Consider the following 25,399-nt stretch of genomic DNA (forward strand, 5'->3'; position numbering starts at 1 on the left):
ATCCGCGTGATCGACAGGATCGGACCGCTGCTGACCAAGCGCCAGGGCATGATCATCGTCCGCGGCCATACCGACAACCGGCCGTATCGTTCGGAAACCTACGACAACTGGCGGCTGTCGACCGCTCGTGCGCAGATGGCCTACTACATGCTGGTTCGCTCCGGCGTCGATGCGCGGCGGATCGAGCATGTCGAAGGCTACGCCGACCGGCGACCGAAGCTTCCGAACGATCCGGCAGCCGCACAGAACCGCCGGATCGAGATCCTGATCCGGGAGAAGCGCCCTTGATCAGGCTGCTGCGCCGCGCCGCCTTGCTGCTGCTGCCGTTCACGGCGGCGAACGCGCTTGCCCAACCTGCGCCCCTGTCCGGCGAACCCTATGAGCTCGTCCGTGCGCTACAGGCGGTGCAGGACGGCATCGCCAGCGGCGACACCGCCGCGCATGGCAGTCACATCGCGCTGATCCGGCAGATCGGCGAGAAGTTTCTCGCTGCCGATCCCGCCGTGTGGAGCAATCCGCAGAACGGCCAGGCCGTGGTCATCTACCTGCTCAGCGGCGGAGCGCCGCAGATCGTCCGCAAGCTGCCGCGCGACAGGATGAACGTGGACGAGCGGCTGCTCAATGGTGCGCTCGCCTATGTCGAGGGTCGTCAGGACGAGGCGCGGGAGCTGCTCAAGGACGTCAGGCCGCGGACTATTCCCTCGGGCCTGGGCGGACAGGTCGCGCTGGTCCAGGGCGCGCTGTTCGCGCGTGCAGAGGCATCGCTCGCGATCGAGCGTCTGGACGACGCGCGCCTGCTGTTGCCCGGCACGCTCGTCGAAGAGGCGGCGCTGCGGCGCGAGATCCTGCTGGTGGGGCAGGCGGAGGATTTCGAGAAGTTCGAGTTTCTGACGCTGGCCTATATCCGCCATTACGGGAACTCGATCTATCGCGGCGATTTCTGGCAGCGCTTCTCCGCGGGGCTGACGCAATCGAGCCTGGCGCTCGACGAGCGCCGCTTTGCGCGGATCACGGCCCTGCTGGAGCAGGTCGATCATGCCAGCCGCCTCAAGCTGTATCTCGTGATCGCGCGCGCCGCGATGGTGCGCGGGCGGCTGACCGTGACCCGGCTTGCCGGCGAGCGGGCGCTGACGCTCAGCGCCGACGCCTCGGCGGATCGCGAGCGGGCCCATTTCTTTCGCGGCGCCTCGCGGGCGCTCACCGACGAATATGACGGCGGTCTCGCCGAGCTGAAGGCGCTCGACCGGTCGAAGCTGCCCGAGCGCGACGTCCCTCTCCTGAATGCCACGGTGCAGCTCGCGCTCGACGTCCGCAAGCCGTTCGCGGGCGGACCCGCCGCAGCAGCCGACAAGCCTCCGGCAACGCCGGCGCGACTCGATCTGGCGTCGTCGGCCGTGACGCTCGCGCGCGCGCAGAAGCAGCTCGGCGAACTCGAACTCCTCACCAGGGACCGCCGTCCATGACTAAGCTCAGTGGAACTTCCGGACAGCTCTTCTCGGGTCTCGCCGAGAGTCTCAACATGCGCGGGACGTCGCGTTCCGCAAGGAGCGCCGGGACCAAATCGCAGGCAAATTCGTCGTTCAACGATCTGCTCCGCACCGTCTCGAGCCTCGCGAAGCAGGCGCTGAGCGATGATGGCAGCGATACGACCGCCAAGACCGGAACGCTGCGCACGCGTCTGGCGCACCCGACCGAAGAGAAAAAGGGCGCGACGGTGCGCGAACGCATCGCGGCGTCCGAGGGACCAGAGTCCACGGAGGAGTCCTCCGACGAGACGGCCGACCGGTCGTCGGAGACGCCACGTCCGGTGGATCATGCCGCCGGGTCAGACGTCCAGGGGCCATCGGGCATCGCTGTGGTGGTCGGGCAGGAGATCGCTGCCGCGCCCGCCGTGAAGACGCAGATGCAATTGCAGTCCGCCGACAAGGACGCGCTGGCGCGCGACGGGCGGTCCTCCACGGCGAAGCGCGAGGCTCCCGCCGCGGGCGCGGCAAAGCCGGCGACGGCCGACACCGCCCCGTCCAGTGTTGCTCCCACCGCCGCGCGCCTGCAGGCTGCGGCTTCGCAAGCGACGGCGCTGCAGCCGGCATCGACGCAAGGCGGGGAGGCTTCGAGTGCAATGCCCGCGTCAGCGGGCTTCGAGGCGGTCACGGCCACTGTCGAGCGCGCTGCCAAGGCCTCGGCGCGTGCTGCGCTGCCCGAGACGACCAAGGTCACCGTGGTCCAGCAGGAGACCCATCTGCCGCCGGCGCAGTTCAACGCCCCGCAACAGGTCGCCAATGCGGTCGTCGCCGAGCTGAAGGAGTCCTCGGCACCGTCGGCGGCATCGCCGGATCTTGCAGCTTCCCGGACCAACGCGCCGGATCAGCCGCTCAAGATCCTGACCGTCAATCTCGAACCGCCCGCGCTCGGCAACGTCACCGTGCGCCTGCGGCTCGTCGGCACCGAAGTGTCCGTCCAGCTTGCGGCCGAGCGAAGGGACACGAGCCAAATGCTCGACCAGCAGCGCGACCAGATCCGCGATCTCGTGCAGTCGGCCGGCTATGTCGCCGACGTCGCGCCCGTCCGGCACGGCTCGCTGGACGGATTCCAGAGCGGCTCCGGCCAATCGCAACCGCAGCTCCCGGGCCAGCACCAGCCCTCGTCGCAGTCGCAAGGAGCGTTCGGCGGCCCCGGCACCTCGTCGGGACAGTCAGACGGCGGCGCCAGACAGGCCCGGCAGGAGCGCCAGTCCAACCAGGAGACACGTCATGACCAGGACCTGGGCCAGCAGAACCGCCGCGGCCCTGTTTATCTGTAACGCTGGCGTCGCGACGGCGGCGACCGACGACGCTCGCCCCTGCGAGCGCGAGATGGCGCGCGCGGCCCGGCAGCACGGGATTCCGCTCGGCATTCTCTATGCGGTCGGCCTCACCGAGACCGGTCGGCGCGGCGCGCTCCATCCCTACGCCCTCGGTGCCGACGGCCAGACCGTGTTCGCCAGGAACATGGATGACGCAATCGCGAACTTCGAGATGATGCGCAGCAAGGGGATCAAGTTGATCGACCTCGGTTGCATGCAGGTCAACCACTACTACCACGGCGACAAGTTCGCTTCGGTGCGGGCGATGTTCGATCCCGCCAGGAACGTCGACTATGCCGCGCGCTTCCTCAAGGAGCTGAAGCAGCGCGAAGGCAGCTGGACCATGGCAGTCGCCCGCTACAATGCAGGCCCCAACAACCAGCCGGCGCAGAAGCGCTACGTCTGTCACATCGTCGCTCATCTCGTCTCGAGCGGCTTCGGCGCGTGGACCGACCAGGCGCGCTCGTTCTGTCAGCCGAAAACGACCTGACAACATGAAGTTGTGCATCGCCTCCAATCATCAGCCCCGCGCAAGCAAGATCCCCCATTGTAGCTGCAACCTATCAAAGGAGCCCAATTCATGAGCCTGTATGGTGTTATGCGCACCGGTGTTTCCGGTATGTCTGCGCAGTCCAACAAGCTGTCGACGGTCTCGGACAACATCGCCAACGTCAACACGACCGGCTACAAGCGGGCTTCCACGGAGTTCTCCTCGCTGATCCTGAAGAGCGGCTCCGGCAATTACGATTCCGGCGCCGTCGAGACCACGGTCCGCTACGCCATCACCGATCCCGGACATACGCAGTTCACCACCTCGAGCACGGACCTCGCCGTTCAGGGCAATGGCTTCTTCGTGGTGTCGAACGCAAACAACACGCAGCAGTATCTGACGCGCGCCGGCTCCTTCGTGCCGGACGCCCAGGGCAATCTGGTCAATGCGGCCGGCTACTATCTTCTGGGACAGCCTGGTCTGGTGACCAACTTCTCGCAGAACAGCCTGTCCGGCATGCAGATCGTCAACATCGCCCAGGTTCCGCAGGTGCCCGTACCGTCGACGGCGGGAACGCTCACGACCGGCAACCTGGATCCGACAGCCGCCGTCATCGCCGGTCCGCCCGGCCCGGCGTCATATTCCTCGAAGAGCTCGATCGTGGCCTACAACAATATCGGCCAGGCCGTGACGCTCGACGTCTACATGTCCCACACGGCGACGGCTGCCGGCTCGGACACCTGGCAGATCGAGGTCTATGACTCCGCGACGGGCACCTCGCTCGGCGCCGCCACCACCTTCACCTTCGACACCACGGCGGCCGGCAAAGGCGCGCTGGCCGGGGCGAGCCCGACCGGTCTCACCGTGACCGTCCCCGGCGGTGCGGCGCTGACCATGGATCTGTCGAACATGACGCAGGTCGGAACCGACTTCAGCTTCAAGGCCACCGTCAATGGCAGCGTTCCCGCGGCCATCGACAAGGTCGACGTCGACGATGCGGGGCACGTGACGGCGATTCTGAAGAACGGGCAGCAACTGACGCTCTACACGATCATGCTCGCCGACGTCGCGAGCCCCGACAATCTGACGCCGGAGCCGGGCAACGTCTATTCGACCAACCAGAATTCCGGTAATGCGCAGGCTGGAAATGCCGGCACCGGCGGGCTCGGCACGATCCAGTCCGGCGCCCTGGAAGACTCCAACGTCGACCTTGCGGACGAGCTCACCGGAATGATCGAGGCTCAGCGCGGCTTCACCGCCAACTCGAAATCGTTCCAGACCGGTTCCGACCTGCTCGACGTCGTCGTCAACTTGAAGCGCTGAATTCTTCAGCGCCCATTCCGGGCAAGTGCAAACCATGTCCCTCACCGCCGCTCTCGACTCCGCTCGCGCTTCGCTCATGGCGTCGGGCATTCAGTCCTCGACGATCTCGCGCAACATCGCCGGTGCCAGCGCTGCCGGCTATTCGCGCAAGATCGCCGTGCTCGACAATCTGCCAAATGCCGGTGTCTATGTCGCGGCGATCCAGCGCGCCGCGAGCGGCGGCCTGTTCACCAACGTCCTGACCGCGACCTCGGCGTCCGTCAAGCAGAGCGTAATCTATGACGGCCTCCAGAAGATCGCGGCCGCGACGGTGGACGATCCCGAGCTCGATCAGTCTCCGACGGCGCAGCTCAATGCGCTGAAGCAGGCGCTGCAGAAATATGCCAACGCCCCGGACAACACCACGCTGGCGCAGGCGGCCGTCACGTCCGCCAAGGACATGGCCACCGCGCTCAACCAGGCGACCCGGACCGTGCAATCGGTCCGCGAGGGCGCCGATGCCGACATGAAAACGTCGGTTCAGAACATCAACCAGTTGCTTTCCCAGTTCGAGACGGTGAACACCGCGATCGTGAAGGGAACGATCTCCGGCGACGACATCACCGACTACCTCGACCAGCGCGACAACATCGTCTCGAAGCTGTCGCAGGAGGTCGGCGTCTCGATGTCGATCCGCCCCAACGGCGACGCGGCGCTCTACACCGACAGCGGCGTCGTGCTGTTCGACAAGACGGCGCGGACGGTGAGCTTTGCGCCGACGAATGTCTACACCGCCGGCACCACGGGCAATGCCGTGTACATCGACGGCGTTCCCGTGACCGGCGCCAATTCGGTCATGCCGCTGAAGTCGGGCAGGCTCGCGGGCCTCGCCCAGCTGCGTGACCAGGACACCGTCACCTATCAGAGCCAGCTCGACGAAATCGCACGCGGCCTGATCAATACCTTCAGGGAAAGCGATCAAACGGCCGCGGCGCTGCCCGACGTCCCCGGTCTCTTCACCTATCCCGGCGCGCCGGCGATGCCGGCGAGCGCAACCGTCTCGGTGGGCCTTGCCGGCACGATCTCGGTCGCCGCATCGGTCGATCCGGCCCAGGGCGGCAACCCGGATCTGCTGCGCGACGGCGCGATCAGCGGCAACCCCGCCTATCAGTACAACACCGCCGGCAACGGCGGCTATTCGACCCGGCTGCAGCAGCTCATCGCCGACATGGATGCGTCGCAGCCGTTCGATGCAACCACGCAAGGCAAGCCGAACGGCAGCTTGATCGACTTCGCATCGTCCTCGACGAGCTGGATCGAGAACCAGCGCAAGACCGCCAACGACAACTCCGAGTACCAGAGCACGCTGCTCAACCGCAGCATTACGGCCTTGTCGAACGTCAACGGCGTCAACATGGACGACGAGATGGCGTTGATGCTCCAGGTCGAACGCACCTATTCGGCATCGTCAAAGATCATCTCGACCGTCGACGAAATGCTGCAGAGCCTGCTGGCTGCCGTGGGGAACTGAGCCATGATGAGCGCGAACTACATCTCGACCCTGATGCTGTCCTCGTCGTTGAGGTCCTCGATTACGAACAACCAGGCTGCGCTGAGCAAGGCGTCGACGGAGGCGACCACCGGCCGCTTCTACGACGTCGGCCTCGAGCTTGGTGCCACGACGGGAAGCGACCTCACGCTGCGGGCTGACTTCAGCTTCGCCGATCAGCTCGTCGATACCAACGGGCTCGTCTCGGGACGCCTGGACGTGACGCAGAACCGGATCACTCAGCTCAGCAAGACCGCAACGGACTTCCTCAAGGACCTGATCGCGGCCCGCAGCACCGACGGCGGCGGGCGGGTCATCCTGCCGCCTGCGGCCTCCAATCTCCAGGATCTGATCGGCGCGCTGAACGTCTCCTATAACGGCTCGTATCTGTTCTCGGGCATCAACACGCAGAACGCGCCCATCACGGCTTACACCGCGGGCTCGGCCAGCAAGAACCAGGTCGATGCCGATTTTCTCGCGAGCTTCGGCTTCTCGCAATCCTCGCCCGGCGTGGGCAGCATTACGCCGGCCCAGATGCAGACCTTCCTCGACACCACCTTCGATGCCGAGTTCGCGAGCCCGGCCTGGAACACCAACTGGTCATCGGCCACCGACCAGACCATGCAAAGCCGCATCTCCACGACCGAGATCGCCGATACGTCGGTCAGCGCCAATCAGATCGGCTTCCGCAGGCTCGCCGAGGCCTACACCATGATGGCGGATCTCGGGAATGTAGACCTGAGCCAGGAGACGTTCCAGGTCGTCGTGGACAAGGCCATCGGGCTCGTCGGTAACGCCATCAACGACCTTGCCGCCCTCGGCGGCGGCGTCGGCACGGTCCAGCAGCGGGTCACCACCGCAACCGCCAAGCTCAAGACGCAGCAGGACATTCTGAACAATCAGATCGTCGGCATGGAGAAGGTCGATCCGACCGAGGCCTCGGTCCGGGTCAACACGCTGCAGACCCAGATCCAGACGGCGCTGGCGCTCACCTCGCAGCTCCAGAAGATCAGCCTCATCAACTATCTCTGAGCCAGGCTGCCCTGTAAGGCTCGTAACCTCTTGTCTAGTCGTTCGGTCTCCTGCGCAGAGTGATGCTGATGACGTTTGAAGCCTATGAAGCGGTCGTTGACGAAAGTGGCTCCGAGGCGCGAAGCCGCGAGCGGCAGGCGCTCAGCCTCGGCATCGACCGGCTCGAGCGGATCCAGAAGGGTCGCTTCAACATCGAGGATCTGGTCGAGAGCCTGCTCTATGTGCGGCGGTTGTGGACGATCTTCATCGAGGATCTCGCCCACCCGGAAAACGGTCTCCCTGACAAGCTGCGCGCCGACATCATCTCGATCGGCCTGTGGGTCGTCAAGGAAGCCGACCGTCTCCGCGAGCAGCGGTCGAACGACGTGGTGCAGCTCATCGAAATCAACCGCCTGATCCGAGACGCGCTTTAATGAAGATCTCCTTGCGGGCGGGCGAACGGATCTACATCAACGGCGCGGTGCTTCGCGTGGACCGCAAGGTCTCCGTCGAGCTCGTCAACGACGTGATGTTCCTGCTCGAGGGGCAGGTCATGCAGGCGTCCGACGCCACCACGGCGCTGCGGCAGCTCTATTTCATCGTCCAGCTCATGCTGATGAACCCGACCGACGTTCGCGACGCTGCGGCGCTCTACGCGCAGCATCATGCGGCCCTCCGTGCCGTGTGCGAGAACCGCGAGATGCTGGATGGACTCGGCGCGGTCGACGAGCTGGTCGGGTCGACCCGCTACTTCGAGGCGCTCAAGCGGATTCGGGCCCTGTTCCCGGTAGAGCAGGCCATCCTGGCCGGCGCCGCCACCGTTTCCCCATTCGAGGCTGCCTGACAGCGGAGAGGCCAGATGAACGTCAACAGCGCGACCGATACGACCGGCACGTCCAGTTCTTACGGCACCACCTCGCCGACCTCGAGCAACAGCGTGGACTACAACACGTTTCTTCAGCTTCTCGTCGCCGAGATGAAGAATCAGGATCCGACCAATCCGATGGACACCTCGCAATATATGAGCCAGTTCGCCCAGCTCTCGACGGTCGAGCAGGCGATGCAGACGAATTCGAAGCTGGACGCGCTGCTGTCTTCGCAGTCCTTGTCGCAGGCCAACGGGCTGATCGGCAAGACAGTCAGCTTCACCGACTCGACCGGCGCCAGTTTCAGCGGCAAGGTCGTCTCGGTCTCCATCAACAGCGACGGGTCCATCGCGACCCTCGAGGACGGCACGAAGGTCGCCGTCGGGCCCGGGCTCACGATCAGCCAGTCATGAACGAGCGGGACGCCCTCGATATCGTTCAGGCGGCGATCTGGACCATCATCGTCGCCTCCGGGCCTGCGGTCGGCGCCGCGATGCTGGTCGGCACCGTCATCGCGCTGATCCAGGCCCTGACCCAGATCCAGGAGGTGACGCTGACCTTCGTTCCGAAGATCATCGTCATTCTCCTGGTCGTTGCCGTCTCCGGCTCCTTCATCGGCGCGCATCTGTCGACCTTCACCGAGATGGTCTATTCGCGGATCGAGCACGGCTTCTGATCCGGACAGCCCACGGCACCACCCTCGCGTAAGCTTTGCGCGGCAGATTGCGAACTGGACCCTTCTGCCGGTGACCCATGGCCGATACGTTAGCTGCCAGCCTGCCCAGCCCGCGCCGCCTCGGAGCGGACGCCTTCTTCGCGGGTGGCATCGTGACCATGCTCACGATCCTGTTCCTGCCGATTCCTCCGATCCTGATCGATCTCGGCCTCGCGTTCTCGATCGCGCTATCGGCGCTGATCCTGATGGTCGCGCTGTGGATTCAGCGGCCGCTCGACTTCTCGGCCTTTCCGACCGTGCTGCTGATCGCGACCATCCTGCGCCTCGCGCTCAACATCGCGACGACGCGCCTGATCCTGTCGCGGGGCGGGGAGGGCGAACAGGCCGCAGGCCACGTCGTTGCCGGCTTCTCGAAGTTCGTCATGGGCGGCGATTTCGTCATCGGCCTGATCATCTTCGCGATCCTGGTCACGGTGAATTTCGTCGTGATCACCAAGGGGGCGACGCGTATCGCCGAAGTCGGCGCCCGTTTCACCCTGGACGCCATTCCCGGCAAGCAGATGGCGATCGACGCGGACCTGTCCGCAGGCCTGATCGACGACAAGGAAGCCCAGCGCCGGCGGCGCGAGCTCGAGGAGGAGAGCGCGTTCTTCGGCGCCATGGACGGCGCCTCGAAGTTCGTCCGGGGCGACGCCATTGCCGGTCTCATCATTACCGCGATCAACATCTTCGGCGGCATCGTCATCGGCGTCACCCATCACGGATTGACGCTCTCCCGCGCCGCCGACGTCTACACCAAGCTTTCCGTTGGCGACGGTCTGGTGTCGCAGATGCCGGCTCTGATCGTGTCGCTGTCGGCGGGCCTGCTGGTCTCCAAGGGCGGCACCAGGGGCTCGGCGGAGCAGGCGGTGCTGCGGCAACTCGGCGGCTATCCGCGCGCGGTGTCGGCTGCCGCGTTGATGATGTTCGTGCTCGCCCTGATGCCGGGGTTGCCGATGGCGCCGTTCGTGCTGCTTGGGGGCGTCATGGCCTTCGTCGGCTATTCGCTGCCGAAGCGGCAGGCCGCGCTGAAGCAGAAGGAGGACGCGCGCAGGGCCGACGAGCGCGCCCAGGCCGACGCCAAGGAATCCGTCAAGGAGCAGCTCAAGACCGCCGAGATCGAGCTGGCGCTCGGCGGTCATCTTTCGGTCCATCTTCTGGGCTCGCGCACCGAGCTCGGCCATCGCGTCGCCAAGATCCGCAAGAAGTTCGCCAAGCAGTACGGATTCGTCATTCCCGAGATCAAGCTCACCGACAATCTGTCGATCGATCCCAAGAGCTACCAGATCCGGATCCACGACACCCGCGTTGCCCATGGCGAGCTCAGGCTCGGCGAGGTGCTGGTGCTGGTCGACAAGGACGGCAAGCCCGACGTGCCGGGCGACGAGGTGATCGAACCGGCCTTCGGGATGAAGGCGCTGTGGGTGACGGAAGCCTTCACCGACGAAGTCAAGCGGCAGGGCTGCAAGCCGGTCGACAACCTGTCGGTGTTGCTCACCCATTTGAGCGAAGTGATCAGGGCGAACCTCGCCCAGCTCCTGTCCTACAAGGACATGCGCGGGCTGCTCGACCGGCTCGATCCCGAATACAAGCGCCTGGTCGAGGATCTCTGTCCCTCGCAGATCTCCTATTCGGGCCTGCTGGCGATCCTGAAGATCCTGCTGGCCGAGCGAGTCTCCATTCGTAATCTTCACCTGATCCTCGAGGCGATCGCCGAGATCGCGCCCCACGTGAGGCGCTCCGAGCAGGTCGCCGAGCACGTGCGGACGCGGCTCGCCCAGCAGATCTGCGGCGATCTCTCCGACAATGGCGTCCTCAACGTGGTCCGTCTCGGCAACCGTTGGGACCTTGCGTTCCACCAGAGCCTGAAGCGCGACGCCAAGGGCGACGTCGTCGAGTTCGACGCCGATCCGCGCCTGATCGAGCAGTTCGCGACCGAAGCCAGCGCCGCGATCCGCAAGTTCACCGAGAACGGCACCAGCGTGGTCCTGGCGGTGACCCCCGAGGCCCGTCCCTATGTCCGGATGATCCTGGAGCGGGTGTTCCCGACCCTGCCGATCCTGTCGCATGTCGAAGTCGCGCGCAGCGCCGAGATCAGGGCGCTCGGAGCCGTATCGTGATCAGCGGCCTCGCCGACAGCGTATTGGTGACGTTCATCGTGTTCTGCCGCATCGGCGCCTGCCTGATGCTGGTGCCCGGCTATTCCAGCGTCAACGTTCCACCCCAGGTGCGCCTGTTCGTCGCGCTGGTCACGACATTCGCGCTGACGCCGATCCTGATCGCGGTCCTGAAACCGCTGACGGACAACGCGGCGCCGCTGTCGCTGGCGCTCCTGATCTGCTCGGAGCTCGTGGTCGGCTGCGTCATCGGGCTCGGCGGGCGGGTGTTCTTCCTCGCGCTCCAGACCATGGCGACCATGATGGCGAGTGCGATCGGGCTGAGCAACATTCCGGGGACGCCGGTCGGGGACACCGATCCCGCGCCGGCCCTGGTGCCGCTGATCATGGCGGCCGTCACCACGCTGTTCTTCATGACCGACCAGCACTGGCAGGTGCTGCGCGGGCTGATGAACTCCTACGACGTCTGGCATCCCGGCGACAGACTCGGCGGCGGCATGGCGCTCGACCAGCTCGTCGGCCGCCTGTCGGAAGCGTTCGTGCTGACGCTGCGGATCGCGAGCCCGTTCATCGTCTATTCCGTCATCGTCAACCTGGCGGTCGGTCTGATCAACAAGCTGACGCCGGCGATCCCCGTCTATTTCATCTCGGTGCCCTTCGTGCTGTTCGGCGGCTTTCTGCTGTTCTACCTCACCAGCGACGAACTGCTGACGCAATTCATGCTCGGCGTCTCATCCTGGCTGGCGGAGTGAGCGGTCATGGCGTCGCGCGCGGACAAGCTCGGCCGGATGGTCTCGCTGGTGAAGCTCCAGCTTCGGCTGTCCGAATGGCAGCTCGCGCAACTGCGGCAGCAGGAGCGCAGCCTGCAGGACGAGCAGGAATGGCTGGTCGGAGCCCTGAACGATGGCAGGCCGCCCGCGGGATCGTCCAGCGATTCGATCGCGCGGCGCTTGAGCAGGACGAGCATCGGCGCGCGCGCGGTGCGGGCGCAGGCTGCTCAGCAGATCGACCAGGTTCGCGCGGAAAGCCGCCGCGTGAAGCAGCTCGAGGAGGTCGCGAAGACGGCGCTCGCCAACAAGCTGCGTGAGGCGGAGAAGCGCTCGCTCGAGGAGCTGATGGGAACAAGCCCTGCCGTGCGCGTGTGGATGCCACGGCCAGTCAACCGGAACAAGCCATGATCGTGACAGCAACACCCGACCTCGTTCTCGACGTCCTCGAAGCCGCCGATCCCGTGACGCAGCGCGCGGCCACGGCAAAGCTCGACGCGTTGAAATCCTCCGATGCCGACTTCGCCGCCACGATGGACGCGGAGATCGGCAAGGCCGCGGCGGTTGCCGAGCAATCCGCAACGAAGGTTTCGGAAGCGCAGTCGGGTGCAGCGGACGGAGCGCCGGTGCAGATGATCAAGGCGCCGGCATCCGGCGAGGTTTACCGGAAATTCGAAGCCTTCGTCCTCCAGACCTTCGTCGAGACGATGTTGCCGAAGGAATCGGAGGAGGTCTTCGGCAAGGGCACGGCCGGCGGCGTCTGGAAGTCGATGCTTGCAGAGCAGCTCGGCAACCAGCTGGCGAAGGGCAAGGGCATTGGCATCGCCAGGCAGCTCGCCGCCGCACATCCGGCCGGACCGGACGCTGCGGGGAAGGCCGGATGACGATCCGCGAACGGGTGACAGAACTTGAGGGGTGAATTTCCTATGCAGGCACAAGAAGGCACGGCGGCCATGGCGATGGACCAGGCGGTCGCGGATACCGAGGTGACGACGACGGAAGCGGCAGCGGGCGATGCTCTGCTGCCCGTGCTGCTGCCGATCGTGGGCAGCGAGATGGTGGTCGGCGGCATGGATGCGGCGAAGTCGGACGATGTGCGCGGCCTGCTCGCCGCAATCCGCCGGCTCGCGAGCGTCGTCGAGGAGGAGACGGTCGCGCTCACGACGGGTCAGAAGATCGATTTCGACGACTTCAGCGCGCGGAAGAGCCGGAGCATGCTCGAATTCGTCCGTCTGATGCGGGTGCGGATGCATCTCGGCGGCGAAGTCGAGATCACCGAGGAGATTCAGCGGCTGCGCGAGAAGCTCGAGCGGAATCGCTCCGTTCTGGAAATGCACTATGACGCGGTGCGTGAGGTCGCGAGCATCATCGTCAAGGCGATCAAGGATGCCGAGTCGGACGGCACCTATACCGGTCGCGCAGCGCAGGACGGAAAATGATCAGACTGGTGCTGGCCGGGCTCTGGGTATGCATCCTCACCGCGGGCACGAGCTACGCCGTCGCCTATTGGAAGGAGAACGGCAGCCTGCTGCCGGCGAAGGACGAATATCTCGACGGGCTGCAATATCAGAAGACGCGGGCACTGAGCGTGCCCATGGTCGAGAACGGCAATGTACAGGGCTACATCGTCGCGCGCTTTGTCTACACCGTGGAGGCGCGGATCATGCGCCAGCTGAACGTCCCGCCGGAGCCGTTCGTCGTCGACGAGGCCTTCCGCAGGATCTATGCCGACGAGCGCCTCGACTTCAGGAAGCTCGCCCGCTACGACCTCTCCATCCTGACGACGGCCATCAAGCAGCGCGTCAACGAACGGATGCAGGCTGAAGTCGTCCAGGACGTCCTGGTCGAGGATTTCAACTACGTATCCAAGGAAGAATTCCAGCAGAAGCCGTAGGGCAAGCCGTCCGGAACAGCGCTTCCGGAAGGATCGTGCCCCAAATGGCCGGCTGAAGCCGGCGCCACGACGGCTGCCCGCGAATGCAGGCGTAAGTCCTGCCGTCTCTGCCGCTGAAAGTACAACGGCCTCCGCGAAGGTGCTTCGCGGAGGGGGGGCCCGTCGTCTGTTCGTGGCAGGCTTCTGCCGTGTCAGTTTCCGGCGGGGTACGCCGCCGAGGCGGCATGCGCCCTGTTCAGGAGGATGCCGACCTCGTCGAGCTCCTGCACCGGGTCGTCGAGGGTCTCGCCGGCCGGGATGTTGAGGCGGTATCCGACGTAGCGCCGGGCCACGATCGCGTCGAAGCCGAGGCGGTCGCGGAGCTTCTTGCGCAGCTTGCTGACGTGACTCTCGATCACGCTTTCGTCGAAGGTGGATTCGAAGATGCCGTAGACCGCGTTGAAGATCTGCGTCTTGGTGATCCACTTGCCGTGGTTGGCGACCATATATTCGAGAATGCGCAGTTCTCGACGGGGCAGGGTGAGGGCGTGGCCCGCGATCTCGGGGTCACGGCCGTTGAAGAAGACCTGGATTGTGCTCTCGCAGGGCCTTGGCAACTCGCCCACCCGGCGGCGCGCGATCGCGGCCGTTCGGGCGAGGATCTCGCGCAGATGGATCGGCACGTACACGACGTCGTCGACGCCGGATTCGAACAGCTCCAGCGTGTTCTTGAGCATCTTCTGGCCGCTCATGGCGATGATGGGCGCCGAGGAACGCTTGCGCATCGCCCGCGGCAGGCTTCCGCGGGTATCGCAATCACCGAGGAGAAAGGCGTCCACTGCCGCCAGATCCGATTCACTGGCGGATTGCAGCCAGTCCCAGAATTCTCCCGAGGAGAAGCCGATCGACGATATGCCTTCGCGAACGAGCCCTGCGACGTAGCTGTTCGCGACGCTCTCGCGATCATCAACGATAATATACATCAGTCTTTCGCCCCTGTTTCGCACTTGTCGCGGCCGGCTGGTTGGTGGTGATGCACCGGCTCGACGACCATGCTGTTTGACGACATTCCAACCCGCCTACCGTTGTTGATCTCGATATTCGCGGGCAGCCCTACGCATTCAGTGCCTGCGTCCTGCAGGCCTGCTACTTCGACTCGATACTGAACGCTTACTGGGTGAGGCCCGGCGGGTGCCTTGCGGATCACCTCGCGGAGCGGATCGAGAAACGACCTAGAACGGTTGTGCCAAGTTGCTCATCGCGTCCGAACACTGCTGAACCGTGTCGATCTCCTCGCCAACTGGCGAGAATCACTTGAGTAGGACCGTAACAATTGCCGATTTCCGATCAAGCGTGCGAAACAAAGCGATTGCTACGTTTGCTTGATGCTGTTGATTCGTTTCAGGTTGTTTCTTGGTGTATCCAATCCCATCAGTTGTTTCGGATGCTTAACTAGTTTTGCGCCGTGGCGGTTGTAAAGTTAGGCATCCCCGTAGAATCACAGCCATTTTGAGTTGTGCCGCGGGTCATGCACATTGATGAGTTTTCAACCCGGGATTGACTCGATCGCTCGCTTCTCCGCGTGCGACAATTCGACTCACGTTCGCGAAGACGACTCCAGCTTGGCGAAATCTTGGCGAGTGTGTGTCTTTCGAGTCACGTGCATGGCGTGATTGATCCATGCGATGTCGCATCGCGCGCGATCAATGGTCGTTCGATGCGCACGTTTCGGACAAGCTTCGGCAAATAGCGTCACCGTTCGACAGATCGAATCGAACGGAGCATCATCACATGTTGTCCGATGGACAAGCTCGTCCCAATCCGACCGCGGATGCTTCCGCGGCGACGAAGCCGGCTCCGGAAGCGCGCGATACAAACGACAATGCGATGCGAGCGACCAAGCCGCCTGCGAGCGCAAAGCGCGTTTCGGCCGCGGCGAGCGACGAAGCTCTCGCGAGGGAGGCGCTCGAGGGGCTGAAGCGCATTCGTGCCAAGGCGCGCCTCGACAAGATGGCGATCCCGAAACCTGCTCCGGCCGTGATCAAGCCGGCCGTGATCGTGGCGAAGCCGCCGCCACCCCGTCCGACATGGGTCGCGCCGCTCGCAACTCTGGCGGTCGCCGCCATGTTGGTGGTCTGCGCCTGCACCGGCGTGATCGCCTACCTCACCACCCAGCCTGCGCAGAACAACGCCGCGGCCAATACGGAGATCAGAAATCTGCGCGAGACCGTCGCGCAACTGCGCCGGCAGGTATCGGGCGTATCCGAAAATCTCGACGGCCTGCGCACGGCGGTCGATCAATCGAGCAAGGTGACGAACGATCGCTTCGGCAGGTTTGCCGAGAACCTGGACCGGATCGAGCGGGTGAGTTCGTCCTCGACGGCGAAGCTCGACAAGCTCGCCCAGGGACAGGCCCAGGTGCAGCAGGCCCAGGCTCAGGCGCCGGCAATGGTGCAATCGCAGCCGGTGTCACAGCAAGGGCCGATGATGGCCTCGGTCGCAGCGCCCGAATTCACCGGCTCGGTGCCTGCGTCGGAGCGCGCATCGGCGCCGCGCAAGACGATCAAGGGCTGGTCGGTCCGCCAAGCCTATGAGGGAATTGCGATTCTGCAAGGCCCGAACGGCGTCATCGAGGCCGTGCTGGGACAACAGGTCCCCGGCATTGGTCGCATCGAGGAGATCAGGAACGAGAACGGGCGCCTGGTGGTGGAATCCAGCGGCGGCGTCATCTATTCGTCACGTCGGGCGACGCCCTGATCGAGCCGCCTTCTATTGACGGTGATACTCGAAGCTGCTGCATAGCAGATCGACCTCTGCCTCCGCGATCGGCGCGCGGAACAGGCGGCAGCTGAACTCGACCGTCATCTTGCCGTCCGTGGCGGTGCGATCTTCCCGCAGGAAGATGCACCGCTTGCAGACATCGGTGTGATGCCGCTGCTCGGCTGCGTCCGACTGATCCAGCACGTGCCGGAACGTGTCGCGGAAGCGGATCTTGACGTCGTCGTCGAGCACGGCGATCGCTTCGACGAGAACATTGACGGGGTCGCGCACCAGGAACTTCTTGCCCTGCTGCGTCACGCTCAACATCACCGATCGCTTGTCCGTGGCCGAGCGCTTGCGTTCGAGATAACCGAGCCGCTCGAGCTCGCCGATGATGAACGAGGCGGTGCCGCGCGTTGTGCCAACGTAGCTCGCCAGCGCCGACGGCGTTCGGGAAAACCGGTTGGCCCGGGAGAGAAAACGCAGTGCCATCCATTCGCGGTCGCGCAAGCCGTGCTTGGTGCCTTCGAACCACAGGATTCGCGCAGCCTGCTCCAGCAGTTCGATCGATTCACGAGCCAAATTCATTTCAATTCCAGGTCGGATAAACGTTTATTCAATTGAGCCTTGGGTAGCGCAATCTGGGTGGACGAGAATGAAACCCGCGGGCGCTCTTCCCCGTTGCCGGACGGCCGATCGCGCGTGAGGGAAGAGGTCTCTCCGTCGCGCGGAGATGGAACTTCCGGCCGTGGAACTAGGGCGTCACAAAGAAAGTTCGAGTAAATCGCACCGCTCGGATCCTCGGAAAATTTCAGTCAAATGGGGCTGGTTCGCGCGCGAATTGGCGATGATGTGCGATGCGCGAGCAACATGATGCGTCATTGTCGCCACCGCGGCTGCCATTTGTTGCGGCCGAGCGTGTCGAATGTGCCGACATGAGCATTGCCTGCTCCCCCTGCCGCTTTGGCCGCCCCGGAAAGAACCGTCTTTTTCGGTTAATGGATGTTGCGATGCAATGCAGCCAGACGGTTAAGTCCGGCACACGCGATCCGGGGAATGTCGGAGTGTCGTTGGACAGCTGGCGTGGCTCAACGTCAAACGCGCCGCCGTCGCAGTCATCCTCGCAACATCGCCGAACCCGACGACTGCATGCAGCACCCGTCTGCGCGATCGCCGGTCTGCTCGCGATGAACCCGATGTCCCAGGCCGCGCCGGGGACACGACGTCAGGGCTTGGCGTGGAAGCGAGCGTGCTCGCAGGCTGGTGATTTGCGTTTCGCCGGCAACTATTGGCGAATGCGTCGCCACCCGGGGGCACAGGCAGCAGCAAGGGATGGACCAATGAGCTTCGAAACCACCGTGACGGCCGACGTCGTCGGACTGACCGAGCGCGCCCCGGTCTCGCGTCGCGGATTCATGAGTGCCACTGCGGCCGTGGCGGCGGGCTATACGCTTGCGGCCGGGCCGGTGCGCGCCGAGGTGGTCACGACCGATACCAACGGTCTCGAGGCCGGCGATGCCAGGATCAAGGTCGGCTCCGAGGAGATGCCCGCCTATTTCGCCCGTCCGGCCGGCAACACCAGGGCGCCGGTCATCATCGTGGCGATGGAGATCTTCGGCCTGCACGAATACATCAAGGACGTGACGCGGCGCCTCGCCAAGCTCGGCGCGTTCGCAATCGCGCCCGACTATTATTTCCGCAAGGGCGTCGACCTGACCAAGGTGTCGGACATCAAGGACCTGCTGGCTGTGGTGAACGCCAAGCCGGACGCCGAGCTGATGTCGGATCTCGATGCGACGGCGGCGTGGGCCGGATCGCGAGGCGGTGACGCCACCAGGCTCGGCATCATCGGCTTCTGCCGGGGCGGCCGCACGGTCTGGGAGTACGCCGCCCACAGCAGCGCCCTCAAGGCCGGCGTTGCCTTCTATGGTCCGTTGGTCGATCCCCCAAATCCGTTGTGGCCGAAGAGCCCGATGCAGCTCGCCCCCGAGATGAAGGCTCCGGTGCTCGGCCTCTACGGCGGCGCCGATAGCGGCATTCCCGTGGCCCAGGTCGAGCAGATGAAGGCAGCGCTCGAGCAGAGCAAGAAGACGGCGGAATTCAAGATCTATCCCGAAGCGCCGCACGGCTTCCATGCCGACTATCGCAGCAGCTACCGCAAAGACGCCGCGGAGGACGCCTGGAAGCAGGCGCGGGCCTGGTTCAGGAAATACGGCGTGTTGGGCTGACACCGGGCATCAGGAGGGCAGCCAGAGCGGCCGCCCTCTCTCTCGGATCGTGCCGAGCTCACTTCGTCATTGCGCCGTAGACGATGTCCTGGACCTGTTCGCGGTCACGACCGCGCTGGGGCCAAGTCAAGCGCGGGCAAGGCATGTCCGGGAGGCGCGGGAGTGCAGGTACCCTATCGTCCTTCGCCTGCGCGCCACAGCGCGTCGAGGCCATGCCGATAGGTGGGGTACGCCAGCGTGAGGCCGAGCTCGCGTTTCAATCTCGCGTTGGAGACACGGGCGCTGCTGGCATAGAAGCTGCGGGCCATCGCCGACAGCTCGGCGGTCGCGAACGCTTCCTCGGGCGGCGGCGCCACGCCCATCAGCTTCGCCGCATAGGCGATCACGTCCTGCGGCGGCGCGGGCTCGTCGTCACAGACGTTCCAGATGCCGCCACCCCGGTGGTGAACGGCAGCCATGATCGCGTTTGCGATGTCCTCCACGTGGATGCGGTTGAAGACCTGTCCCGGCTTGATGATGCGCCTCGCCGTTCCCGCGCGCAGCGTCACGAGCGCGTTGCGACCGGGACCGTAGATGCCCGCGAGCCGCAGGATCGCCGGATCGCCGCACGCCGCGTCCGTCCAGGCTTGCTCCGCGGTAACCCGCATGCGCGCGCGGTCGAGGACGGCCTGCGGCGGCGTGCTCTCGTCGACCCACGCGCCGCCGTGATCGCCGTACACGCCGATGGTGGAGAGATAGACGACCTTGCGGCGGCCTTCCTGTAGCACGTCGCCGAACGCCGTGACGGCGGGATCGCCGGCGCTACCGGGCGGGATCGATACCAGGAGGATATCGGCGTTGCGAACCTGCTGAACCGTCCCTTGCGACGGACGGCTGCCGGAAAATGCATGCACCTCGAGGCCGGAGATATCGTTCCGCTGTGCGGGATCGCGCACGGTGCCGGCGATATGCGAGAAGTTGCCGCCGTGTTGACGGACGAAGTGCCGGGCACTGTAGCCGAGGCCGAGGATGAAGAGCCGCATGCGTCTCCTGTGGAGGTCGGAGTTCCCGCTCGCGCCGTGGCGCCTTTCGCTCATAAGAGATTTTTGGGTCCGGCAAAAGATATTGCGATTTGTCTCGCCCGCCACTGCGGGCAAAGCTCGCACGTCACAGCCAGGTCGGGAGGGAGGCGTCGTTGGCGACCGGGTCCATCATGCAGGCGGAAGCGCCCGCGGCAGTGCGATGCGATGCCGGCGAGCTGATCCGGCGCGCGGCTGCGCTGATCTTCGATGTCGACGGCACCCTGGCGGAGACCGAGGAACTGCATCGGCAGGCTTTCAACCTTGCCTTCGCCCGTCACGGTCTCGACTGGCGGTGGGACCGCGCCGTCTACAAGGACCTGTTGCGGGTGACGGGCGGCAAGGAGCGCATGCGGGCCTACCACGCCAGCCGGCGGAGCGCTCCGCCATTGTCGGACATGGACATCGCAGAGCTCCACCGCATCAAGACCGCGCATTATGCCGAGTTGATCGAGACCGGCTGCTGCCCGTTGCGGCCGGGCGTGGCGGATCTCCTCGCTGCGGCGAGGGCCCGGGGCCAGCGGCTCGCAATTGCGACCACCACCTCGCACGGCAACATCGATGCGTTGCTCTCGCAGGCGCTGGGCAAACGCTGGGCTGCGGATTTCGAGGCGATCGTCGCCGGCGATGACGTGCGGCACAAGAAGCCTGCGCCGGACGTCTATGTCGAGATCCTGGCGCGGCTGAAGCTGGGCGCGTCGGACTGCGTGGCAATCGAGGATTCCGCCAACGGCCTGATTGCGGCCTCGCGTGCCGGCATCCCGGTTCTGATCACGCGCAGCAGGTTCTTCGGGGACGATGACTTCGCCGCGGCGCGGGTCGTGCTGGACGATCTGTCGGACCTCGGTGCCGCCAAACAAAAAACTGAAGAACAACCCCATGCACAGTAGATTACGCTGGTGTGATCACTGCGTTCAGTGGACGCGGTGGCTCGTTCTATCGTCCTCAGCCTGTTCGACAATCTGCGCGATCGGGCTGGACTGATGGTGCACGAGGCGCCAGTCGTCGCCGACGCGGCGAAAATGGTTCGCGGCGGCCAAAGCGGTGCCGTCGACGATCTCGATGCAGAGCACCCGCGCGCTGTCGCCATCGACGATCGCCTGCGGCTCGGCGCAGACGATCTGCGGCCGCTCCGGGTTTTGCAGGATGTCGCGCCAGCTTCCGATCACAGTGGAGCGCCCGATGATGGCCGGCCAGCCGGGATGGATGCAGGAGATGGCGTCGTCATCCGCCCACATCCGCTGCATCTCGTCGAAATCGCCGGTCGAAAAGGCGGCGTAGAAGGCCGCGTTGGCGGCGATGACCTTGCTGTCCTTTGCCATGTCTCCGGGGTGGGCCAAGGACAGGCAAAAATCAAGCGCGACTTCCGTCGATTTTGGCCGCAGTGCAGCATTCAAGATGCGATCAAGCTGAGACGCGCGTCGTCTCTACCGCCCGGCGCGCACCACCGGCGTCCAGCCGGTCGCGGAATTGCGGGAGCCTCACCCTCCCCGCAGGCGGGAAGAGGGAGACGAGCATCAATAACACGCCGCCATCGCGCCGAGTTTCGGATAGAGACGGTCGATCGCGGCGATCTCGCTTTTCATCTGCGCGATGATCCAGTCGCGGATCTCGGCGGCGATCGGACGCATTGGCCGGTTGCGCGGCGGCAGGAATTCGCAGATGCGGCGCGTGGTGGTGAGCGTGTCGGAGGCGGGCACCAGCGCGCCGGTCAGGAGCCAATGCGATGCCACCGTCAGCCAGCCGAGCGCAATGCCCTGGCCGAGCAGCGCGGCCTGCACCACGACCGCATAGTCGGTAAAGCTCAGCGCTTTCGCCGCCCCGCGGCGTCCGGTGAGGAGCGATGCGTATTCTGCCGCCCAGTCTCCCGGCGTCTCTGCGAGACGGATGATGGTGTTGCCTTCGGTGGGATCGCTCTCGCCGAGATAGCCGGGGCTGCACATCGGCAGCATGACTTCCTTCATCACCAGCGTGCCGCCGGAGGACGGCTCGTCGCGGTCGCGAAAGCGCATGCCCAGATCGACATTCTCCACCGGTCCGCGTAGTGCACCGGAGATGAGCTGGAAGCGCAGATCGACCTCGGGAAACCGCTTTTGCAGCTTGTCGATGCGCGGCATCAGCCAATGCGTGGTGAAGGCTGATGAGACCGATAGCGTCACTGTCTCGGTGCCCTTGCGGCGCCGCTCGATCTCGACGAGGCCGGTCTCGATGCTGCGAAAGCCTTCGAGCACGCGGCGATAGAGCAGCTCGCCTTCCTCGGTCAGTACCGCGCGTCCCGCTGTGCGGTCGAACAGGCGAACGCCGAGATGCTCCTCAAACTGGCCGAGCATCCGGCTTACTGCCGGCTGCGTGACGTTCAGCTCTGCGGCAGCGGCTGTGAAACTGCCATTGCGCGCCGCTGCGTCGAAGACGAACAGGGCGTTACTGGAGGGCAGCATCCGGCGCAGCTCGGGCATAACGTCATGTTATGAGCGCGGTGAGAATTTGGCAATTGCCGAGTTTTGCCAAGTCTGATGTCATCGGCATCACGGCAAAAGACAAAGCTTGCGAGAGAGGCGATGGTGCGACGCACGCTCGATCGTGAGTTGCTCAGACTTCCTGTCTATAAAGTGAGCTTATGGCGCACAGTGAGGCACGCCAGCAAAGGGACATCGCGGGGACGATCATTGGACAAGCGAGCGGAAAGCGTCGAGATCAGGTCCGCCAGCAAGGCCTATGGCGCCGTTCGCGCTCTCGATGATGTCTCCCTCGATGTCGGCGCCGGCGAGTTCGTCTCTCTGCTCGGTCCCTCCGGCTCCGGCAAGACCACGTTGCTCGGCATTTTGGGCGGCTTCATCGTTCCGACGTCAGGCACAATTCTCTTCGGCGGCCGTGATGTCACGTACATGCCGCCGCACAAGCGCGGCATCGGTGTCGTCTTCCAGAACTATGCGCTGTTTCCACATATGAGCGTCGGCGAGAACGTCGCTTTTCCCTTGCGCGCGCGCCACCTGCCGAAGGCGAGCTGGCCCGACAAGGTGCGCGCGGCGCTTTCGATGGTCGGCCTTGCCGGCTATGAGGAACGCGGCATTGCGCAGCTCTCCGGCGGCCAGCGTCAGCGCGTGGCGCTGGCACGTGCCATGATCTTCGAGCCGCGCCTGATCCTGATGGACGAGCCGCTCTCCGCACTGGACAAGCAGCTGCGCGAGTCCATGCAGATCGAGCTGCGCGCACTGCACAAGCGTATCGGCGCCACCATCATCTATGTCACCCACGACCAGCGCGAGGCGCTGACCATGAGCGACCGCGTCGCGGTCATGAAGAACGGCAGGCTGGTCCAGATCGACGAGCCCGAGCGGCTGCACGATCGTCCCGCCGATTCCTTCGTCGCCAGCTTCATCGGCGAGGCGACGATGCTGCCGGTCCGCCGCGTCGATGCCTCCAGCGTCGCGCTCGGCAATGCACTGCTGCGCAGCGCCCGCGCCATTCCGGATGGAGGTGCGCTGATGCTCGCCGTGCACAGTGAAAAACTCCTGATCGACGACGGCGCGCAGGGTGCCGTCTGCAACCGGCTGACGGGCACGGTCACCGACATCGTCTACCAGGGCGAGAGCCTGCGCATCTTCCTGGCGCTCGCTGATGGCATCGCGCTCAGCCTGCGCCAGCCGAGCTATCACCAGGCCTACAGCCGTATCCCGCCGCTCGGCGGCAGCCTCACCGTCGCCCTTCACCCCGAGGACACCATCGTCGTGCCCAGGGTGGACTGAACTCCAGTCTGTTCAACCGAGAGAAGAAACTCACATGTCGACCCAAGCCGCGTTCAGCAATTTCAAGGTTCTCACGTTCGACGTCGTCGGCACCTTGATCGATTTCGAGGCCGGCGTGCTCTCCGCGGTGCGCAAGATCTCCGGCAAGACGCCGGCCGAGCTCAGCGACGATCAGATTTTCGAGCCGTACAAGCGCGGCCGCGACAAGCACTATGGCCGCTCGAGCGAGGCGATGTTCCATGTCTATCGCCATCTCGCCACTGAGCTCGGACTGCCCGCCGATGACGCTGCCTGCGACGTGTTCCAGCTCTCGGTGTTGCGCTGGGAGCCGTTCGCGGATTCGGTCGAAGCGCTCAAGCGCCTGCGCACGAAATTCCGTCTGGTGGCGATGACCAATGCCGACCGCGTTGCGCTCTCCTGTTACGCGCACGCGCTCGGCAATCCCTTCGATGACACGGTGTGTGCCGACGACACCGGTGTTGCCAAGCCGGATCCGGAATTCTTCGCCTACAACAGGGGGCGTCAGTCCGCTTTCGGCTACAAGCAGTCCGACATTTTGCACGTCGCGCAGAGCCAGTATCACGACATCGGGATCGCGCGGAAGCTCGGCTACCAGGTGTGCTGGATCGAGCGCCGCCAGGGCATTGCAGGCTTCGGCGGCACGCCGGCGGTGGAGACGCTGACCAAGCCGGACTTTCATTACCCGACCTTGAAGGCGCTCGCCGACGCGGCCATTGGGCCTGCGGCGTAAATCGATGAGTGCAGGCATGACGCGGAACTGGAGTGCGCTGCCATCGGTCAACTCGCTGTGGGAAGCCACGGCGGAGCCGGCGGGCGCGTTTCCTGTCCTGTCGGGCGAGCAGCAGGCAGATGTGGTGATCATCGGTGCGGGCTACATCGGCCTCTCCGCGGCGCACCACATCGCCAGGAGCGGCCTGTCGCCGGTCGTGCTCGAGGCCAACCGCCCCGGCTGGGGCGCGAGCGGGCGCAATGGCGGGGTTATCACGGCAAAGTTTCGCCTGTCGTTCCGCGAGATCGACGCCGCGCATGGCCGCGCCATGGCGCGGCGCATGTACGAGATCGCGCATGAATCGACCGACATGGTCGAGGAGCTCGTCTCCGAGTTCGGCATCACCAGCGCAAACCTCACCCGCACGGGCCAGGTCAAGGCTGCGCACAACGAGACGACGCTGAAGGCCGCGATCGGCGAGGCCGATTGGATGACGCGCGAGATGGGCTCAGCCGAGGTCCGCATTCTCGACAAGAACGGTGTGCGCGACGAGGCCGGCTCCGACATTTTTGTCGGCGGGGTGCTCAATCCCGGCTCGGGCGGAATCCATCCGCTGAACTATCTGCGCGGCCTCGCCGATGGCGTGGCACGCCGCGGAGTCCCGATTTTCCAGGAATCGCCGGTCGTAAAACTTCGACGCGAGGATGGCGGCATCCTCGCCGAGACCCCTCAAGGTGCAGTGCGAGCCAAGCAGGCGATCATCGCCACCAACAGCTATTCCGACCTGACCGGCGCGACCGAGCAGATGCAGCGCACGCTGATCCCGTTCCGAAGCGCCATCATCGCCACCGACAAGCTGCCGCGCAATCTCGCCGGGCGGCTGATGCCCACGGGGCGCACCTATACCGAGACCAAGCGCATGATGCGCTGGTTTCGCATGGTGGACAATCGGGTGATCTTTGGTGGCCGCGGCGCGTTCGGCAAGCAGGACTCGCAAGCCGCCTTCGACGCCCTGCGTAAGGCAATGGTCGGCATCTTTCCCGATCTCGCCGATGTCCCGCTCGAATACAAATGGTCGGGCCTCGTTGCGATGACGATGGACTCGGTACCGCATATCGGCAGGCTCGACGACCGCACTCTGGTCTCGATGGGCTACAACGGCGCCGGCGTCGCGATGTCGAGCCTGATGGGCCGCTATCTCGCCGCCTTCGTACGCGGCGAGACGCCGGAGGTCGGCCTGCTCGATGTCCGGCGCATGAAGCCCATTCCGTTCTATCCGCTGCGCGAGCCCGCGGTCCGCATGGTCGCCGGCTGGTACCAGTTTCTCGATGCGATCGGTCAGTGA

General features: G+C 64.9%; 28 protein-coding genes. 23 read left to right on the forward strand and 5 right to left on the reverse strand.

Translation table 11 applies throughout. The features are described 5' to 3' along the window. From IC50_RS30755 to IC50_RS30835, 17 genes are all read left to right on the forward strand, one after another. Positions 1–288 (forward strand): OmpA family protein (locus IC50_RS30755; RefSeq protein ID WP_035713920.1); only part of this gene is annotated, 288 nt, incomplete at its 5' end. After that, positions 285–1,463: a chemotaxis protein gene (locus IC50_RS30760; RefSeq protein ID WP_035713923.1), complete on the forward strand. Its 1,179-nt coding sequence runs from the start codon at positions 285–287 to the stop codon at positions 1,461–1,463. The genes IC50_RS30755 and IC50_RS30760, both read left to right, overlap by 4 nt. Beyond that, complete coding sequence (fliK, locus tag IC50_RS30765; protein ID WP_035713926.1) at positions 1,460–2,800, forward strand: flagellar hook-length control protein FliK; 1,341 nt, start codon at positions 1,460–1,462, stop codon at positions 2,798–2,800. The genes IC50_RS30760 and fliK overlap by 4 nt, the downstream gene beginning before the upstream one ends. Next, positions 2,751–3,332, forward strand: coding sequence for a transglycosylase SLT domain-containing protein (locus IC50_RS30770; protein ID WP_035713929.1), 582 nt, complete (start codon positions 2,751–2,753; stop codon positions 3,330–3,332). Before fliK ends, IC50_RS30770 begins: the two co-directional genes overlap by 50 nt. 90 nt (positions 3,333–3,422) lie before the next feature. Next, positions 3,423–4,655 carry a flagellar hook protein FlgE gene (locus IC50_RS30775; RefSeq protein ID WP_035713932.1) on the forward strand — a complete coding sequence of 411 codons (1,233 nt, stop codon included), beginning with the start codon at positions 3,423–3,425 and terminating at the stop codon, positions 4,653–4,655. A gap of 34 nt (positions 4,656–4,689) precedes the next feature. Then, positions 4,690–6,165, forward strand: a complete 1,476-nt coding sequence (gene flgK / locus IC50_RS30780) for a flagellar hook-associated protein FlgK (protein WP_035713937.1) — start codon at positions 4,690–4,692, stop codon at positions 6,163–6,165. 3 nt (positions 6,166–6,168) lie between these two features. Beyond that, entirely contained in the window at positions 6,169–7,215 is a 1,047-nt protein-coding gene (locus tag IC50_RS30785; protein WP_035713940.1) for a flagellar hook-associated family protein, read from the forward strand. A gap of 68 nt (positions 7,216–7,283) precedes the next feature. Further along, positions 7,284–7,628 carry a flagellar biosynthesis regulator FlaF gene (gene flaF / locus IC50_RS30790; protein WP_035714020.1) on the forward strand — a complete coding sequence of 115 codons (345 nt, stop codon included), beginning with the start codon at positions 7,284–7,286 and terminating at the stop codon, positions 7,626–7,628. Next, complete coding sequence (gene flbT, locus IC50_RS30795) at positions 7,628–8,038, forward strand: flagellar biosynthesis repressor FlbT (RefSeq protein WP_035713942.1); 411 nt, start codon at positions 7,628–7,630, stop codon at positions 8,036–8,038. Before flaF ends, flbT begins: the two co-directional genes overlap by 1 nt. A 15-nt stretch (positions 8,039–8,053) precedes the next feature. Then, a complete protein-coding gene (gene flgD, locus IC50_RS30800) occupies positions 8,054–8,473 on the forward strand; it encodes a flagellar hook assembly protein FlgD (protein ID WP_035713945.1) in 420 nt (139 codons plus the stop codon). After that, positions 8,470–8,736 (forward strand): flagellar biosynthesis protein FliQ, encoded by a 267-nt coding sequence (gene fliQ, locus IC50_RS30805; RefSeq protein WP_027572776.1) that lies wholly within the window; start codon positions 8,470–8,472, stop codon positions 8,734–8,736. Before flgD ends, fliQ begins: the two co-directional genes overlap by 4 nt. A gap of 77 nt (positions 8,737–8,813) precedes the next feature. After that, the gene (gene flhA / locus IC50_RS30810; protein WP_035713948.1) at positions 8,814–10,895 is read left to right on the forward strand and encodes a flagellar biosynthesis protein FlhA; all 2,082 of its coding nucleotides are present in this window, start codon (positions 8,814–8,816) and stop codon (positions 10,893–10,895) included. After that, positions 10,892–11,644 carry a flagellar biosynthesis protein FliR gene (gene fliR, locus IC50_RS30815; protein ID WP_035713951.1) on the forward strand — a complete coding sequence of 251 codons (753 nt, stop codon included), beginning with the start codon at positions 10,892–10,894 and terminating at the stop codon, positions 11,642–11,644. Before flhA ends, fliR begins: the two co-directional genes overlap by 4 nt. A 6-nt stretch (positions 11,645–11,650) precedes the next feature. Further along, on the forward strand, positions 11,651–12,070 hold the full coding sequence (locus tag IC50_RS30820) for a hypothetical protein (RefSeq protein ID WP_035713954.1): 420 nt from the start codon (positions 11,651–11,653) through the stop codon (positions 12,068–12,070). Further along, positions 12,067–12,543 carry a rod-binding protein gene (locus IC50_RS30825; RefSeq protein ID WP_035713957.1) on the forward strand — a complete coding sequence of 159 codons (477 nt, stop codon included), beginning with the start codon at positions 12,067–12,069 and terminating at the stop codon, positions 12,541–12,543. Before IC50_RS30820 ends, IC50_RS30825 begins: the two co-directional genes overlap by 4 nt. A gap of 42 nt (positions 12,544–12,585) precedes the next feature. Further along, on the forward strand, positions 12,586–13,098 hold the full coding sequence (locus IC50_RS30830; protein WP_085974051.1) for a flagellar biosynthesis protein FlgN: 513 nt from the start codon (positions 12,586–12,588) through the stop codon (positions 13,096–13,098). Then, positions 13,095–13,553 carry a hypothetical protein gene (locus IC50_RS30835; RefSeq protein WP_035713960.1) on the forward strand — a complete coding sequence of 153 codons (459 nt, stop codon included), beginning with the start codon at positions 13,095–13,097 and terminating at the stop codon, positions 13,551–13,553. Before IC50_RS30830 ends, IC50_RS30835 begins: the two co-directional genes overlap by 4 nt. A gap of 191 nt (positions 13,554–13,744) precedes the next feature. On the opposite strand, the gene IC50_RS30840 is transcribed toward IC50_RS30835, so the two are convergent. Then, positions 13,745–14,515, reverse strand: a complete 771-nt coding sequence (locus tag IC50_RS30840) for a response regulator transcription factor (RefSeq protein ID WP_035713964.1) — start codon at positions 14,513–14,515, stop codon at positions 13,745–13,747. An 808-nt stretch (positions 14,516–15,323) separates the two neighbouring features. Here IC50_RS30840 and IC50_RS30845 point away from each other — a divergent pair. After that, positions 15,324–16,289, forward strand: a complete 966-nt coding sequence (locus IC50_RS30845) for a hypothetical protein (protein ID WP_035713967.1) — start codon at positions 15,324–15,326, stop codon at positions 16,287–16,289. A 12-nt stretch (positions 16,290–16,301) separates the two neighbouring features. On the opposite strand, the gene IC50_RS30850 is transcribed toward IC50_RS30845, so the two are convergent. Continuing rightward, complete coding sequence (locus IC50_RS30850) at positions 16,302–16,880, reverse strand: MarR family winged helix-turn-helix transcriptional regulator (protein ID WP_035713970.1); 579 nt, start codon at positions 16,878–16,880, stop codon at positions 16,302–16,304. Positions 16,881–17,632: 752 nt separating this feature from the next. Between IC50_RS30850 and IC50_RS30855 the strand changes: the two genes are divergently transcribed. Further along, positions 17,633–18,520, forward strand: a complete 888-nt coding sequence (locus IC50_RS30855) for a dienelactone hydrolase family protein (protein WP_035713973.1) — start codon at positions 17,633–17,635, stop codon at positions 18,518–18,520. A gap of 173 nt (positions 18,521–18,693) precedes the next feature. On the opposite strand, the gene IC50_RS30860 is transcribed toward IC50_RS30855, so the two are convergent. After that, a complete protein-coding gene (locus tag IC50_RS30860; protein WP_035713977.1) occupies positions 18,694–19,542 on the reverse strand; it encodes an SDR family oxidoreductase in 849 nt (282 codons plus the stop codon). Positions 19,543–19,712: 170 nt separating this feature from the next. On the opposite strand from IC50_RS30860, the gene IC50_RS30865 reads away from it, so the two are divergent. Beyond that, on the forward strand, positions 19,713–20,468 hold the full coding sequence (locus IC50_RS30865) for an HAD family hydrolase (protein WP_035713981.1): 756 nt from the start codon (positions 19,713–19,715) through the stop codon (positions 20,466–20,468). Between the two features lie 24 nt (positions 20,469–20,492). On the opposite strand, the gene IC50_RS30870 is transcribed toward IC50_RS30865, so the two are convergent. Together IC50_RS30870 and IC50_RS30875 are read right to left on the reverse strand one after the other, a co-directional pair. Continuing rightward, positions 20,493–20,900, reverse strand: coding sequence for a nuclear transport factor 2 family protein (locus IC50_RS30870; protein ID WP_035713983.1), 408 nt, complete (start codon positions 20,898–20,900; stop codon positions 20,493–20,495). A gap of 195 nt (positions 20,901–21,095) precedes the next feature. Beyond that, complete coding sequence (locus tag IC50_RS30875; protein WP_035713985.1) at positions 21,096–22,034, reverse strand: LysR family transcriptional regulator; 939 nt, start codon at positions 22,032–22,034, stop codon at positions 21,096–21,098. Positions 22,035–22,244: 210 nt separating this feature from the next. Between IC50_RS30875 and IC50_RS30880 the strand changes: the two genes are divergently transcribed. Genes IC50_RS30880 through IC50_RS30890 form a run of 3 tightly spaced genes read left to right on the forward strand, consistent with a single transcriptional unit; the run spans position 22,245 to position 25,399 of the window. Next, on the forward strand, positions 22,245–23,324 hold the full coding sequence (locus IC50_RS30880; protein WP_035713988.1) for an ABC transporter ATP-binding protein: 1,080 nt from the start codon (positions 22,245–22,247) through the stop codon (positions 23,322–23,324). Positions 23,325–23,358: 34 nt separating this feature from the next. Next, positions 23,359–24,075, forward strand: a complete 717-nt coding sequence (locus IC50_RS30885) for an HAD family hydrolase (RefSeq protein WP_035713990.1) — start codon at positions 23,359–23,361, stop codon at positions 24,073–24,075. Between the two features lie 16 nt (positions 24,076–24,091). Continuing rightward, on the forward strand, positions 24,092–25,399 hold the full coding sequence (locus IC50_RS30890) for an NAD(P)/FAD-dependent oxidoreductase (protein ID WP_035713992.1): 1,308 nt from the start codon (positions 24,092–24,094) through the stop codon (positions 25,397–25,399).

It is taken from the genome of Bradyrhizobium genomosp. I (2014) (assembly GCF_000261685.1).
Taxonomy (GTDB): Bacteria; Pseudomonadota; Alphaproteobacteria; order Rhizobiales; family Xanthobacteraceae; genus Bradyrhizobium.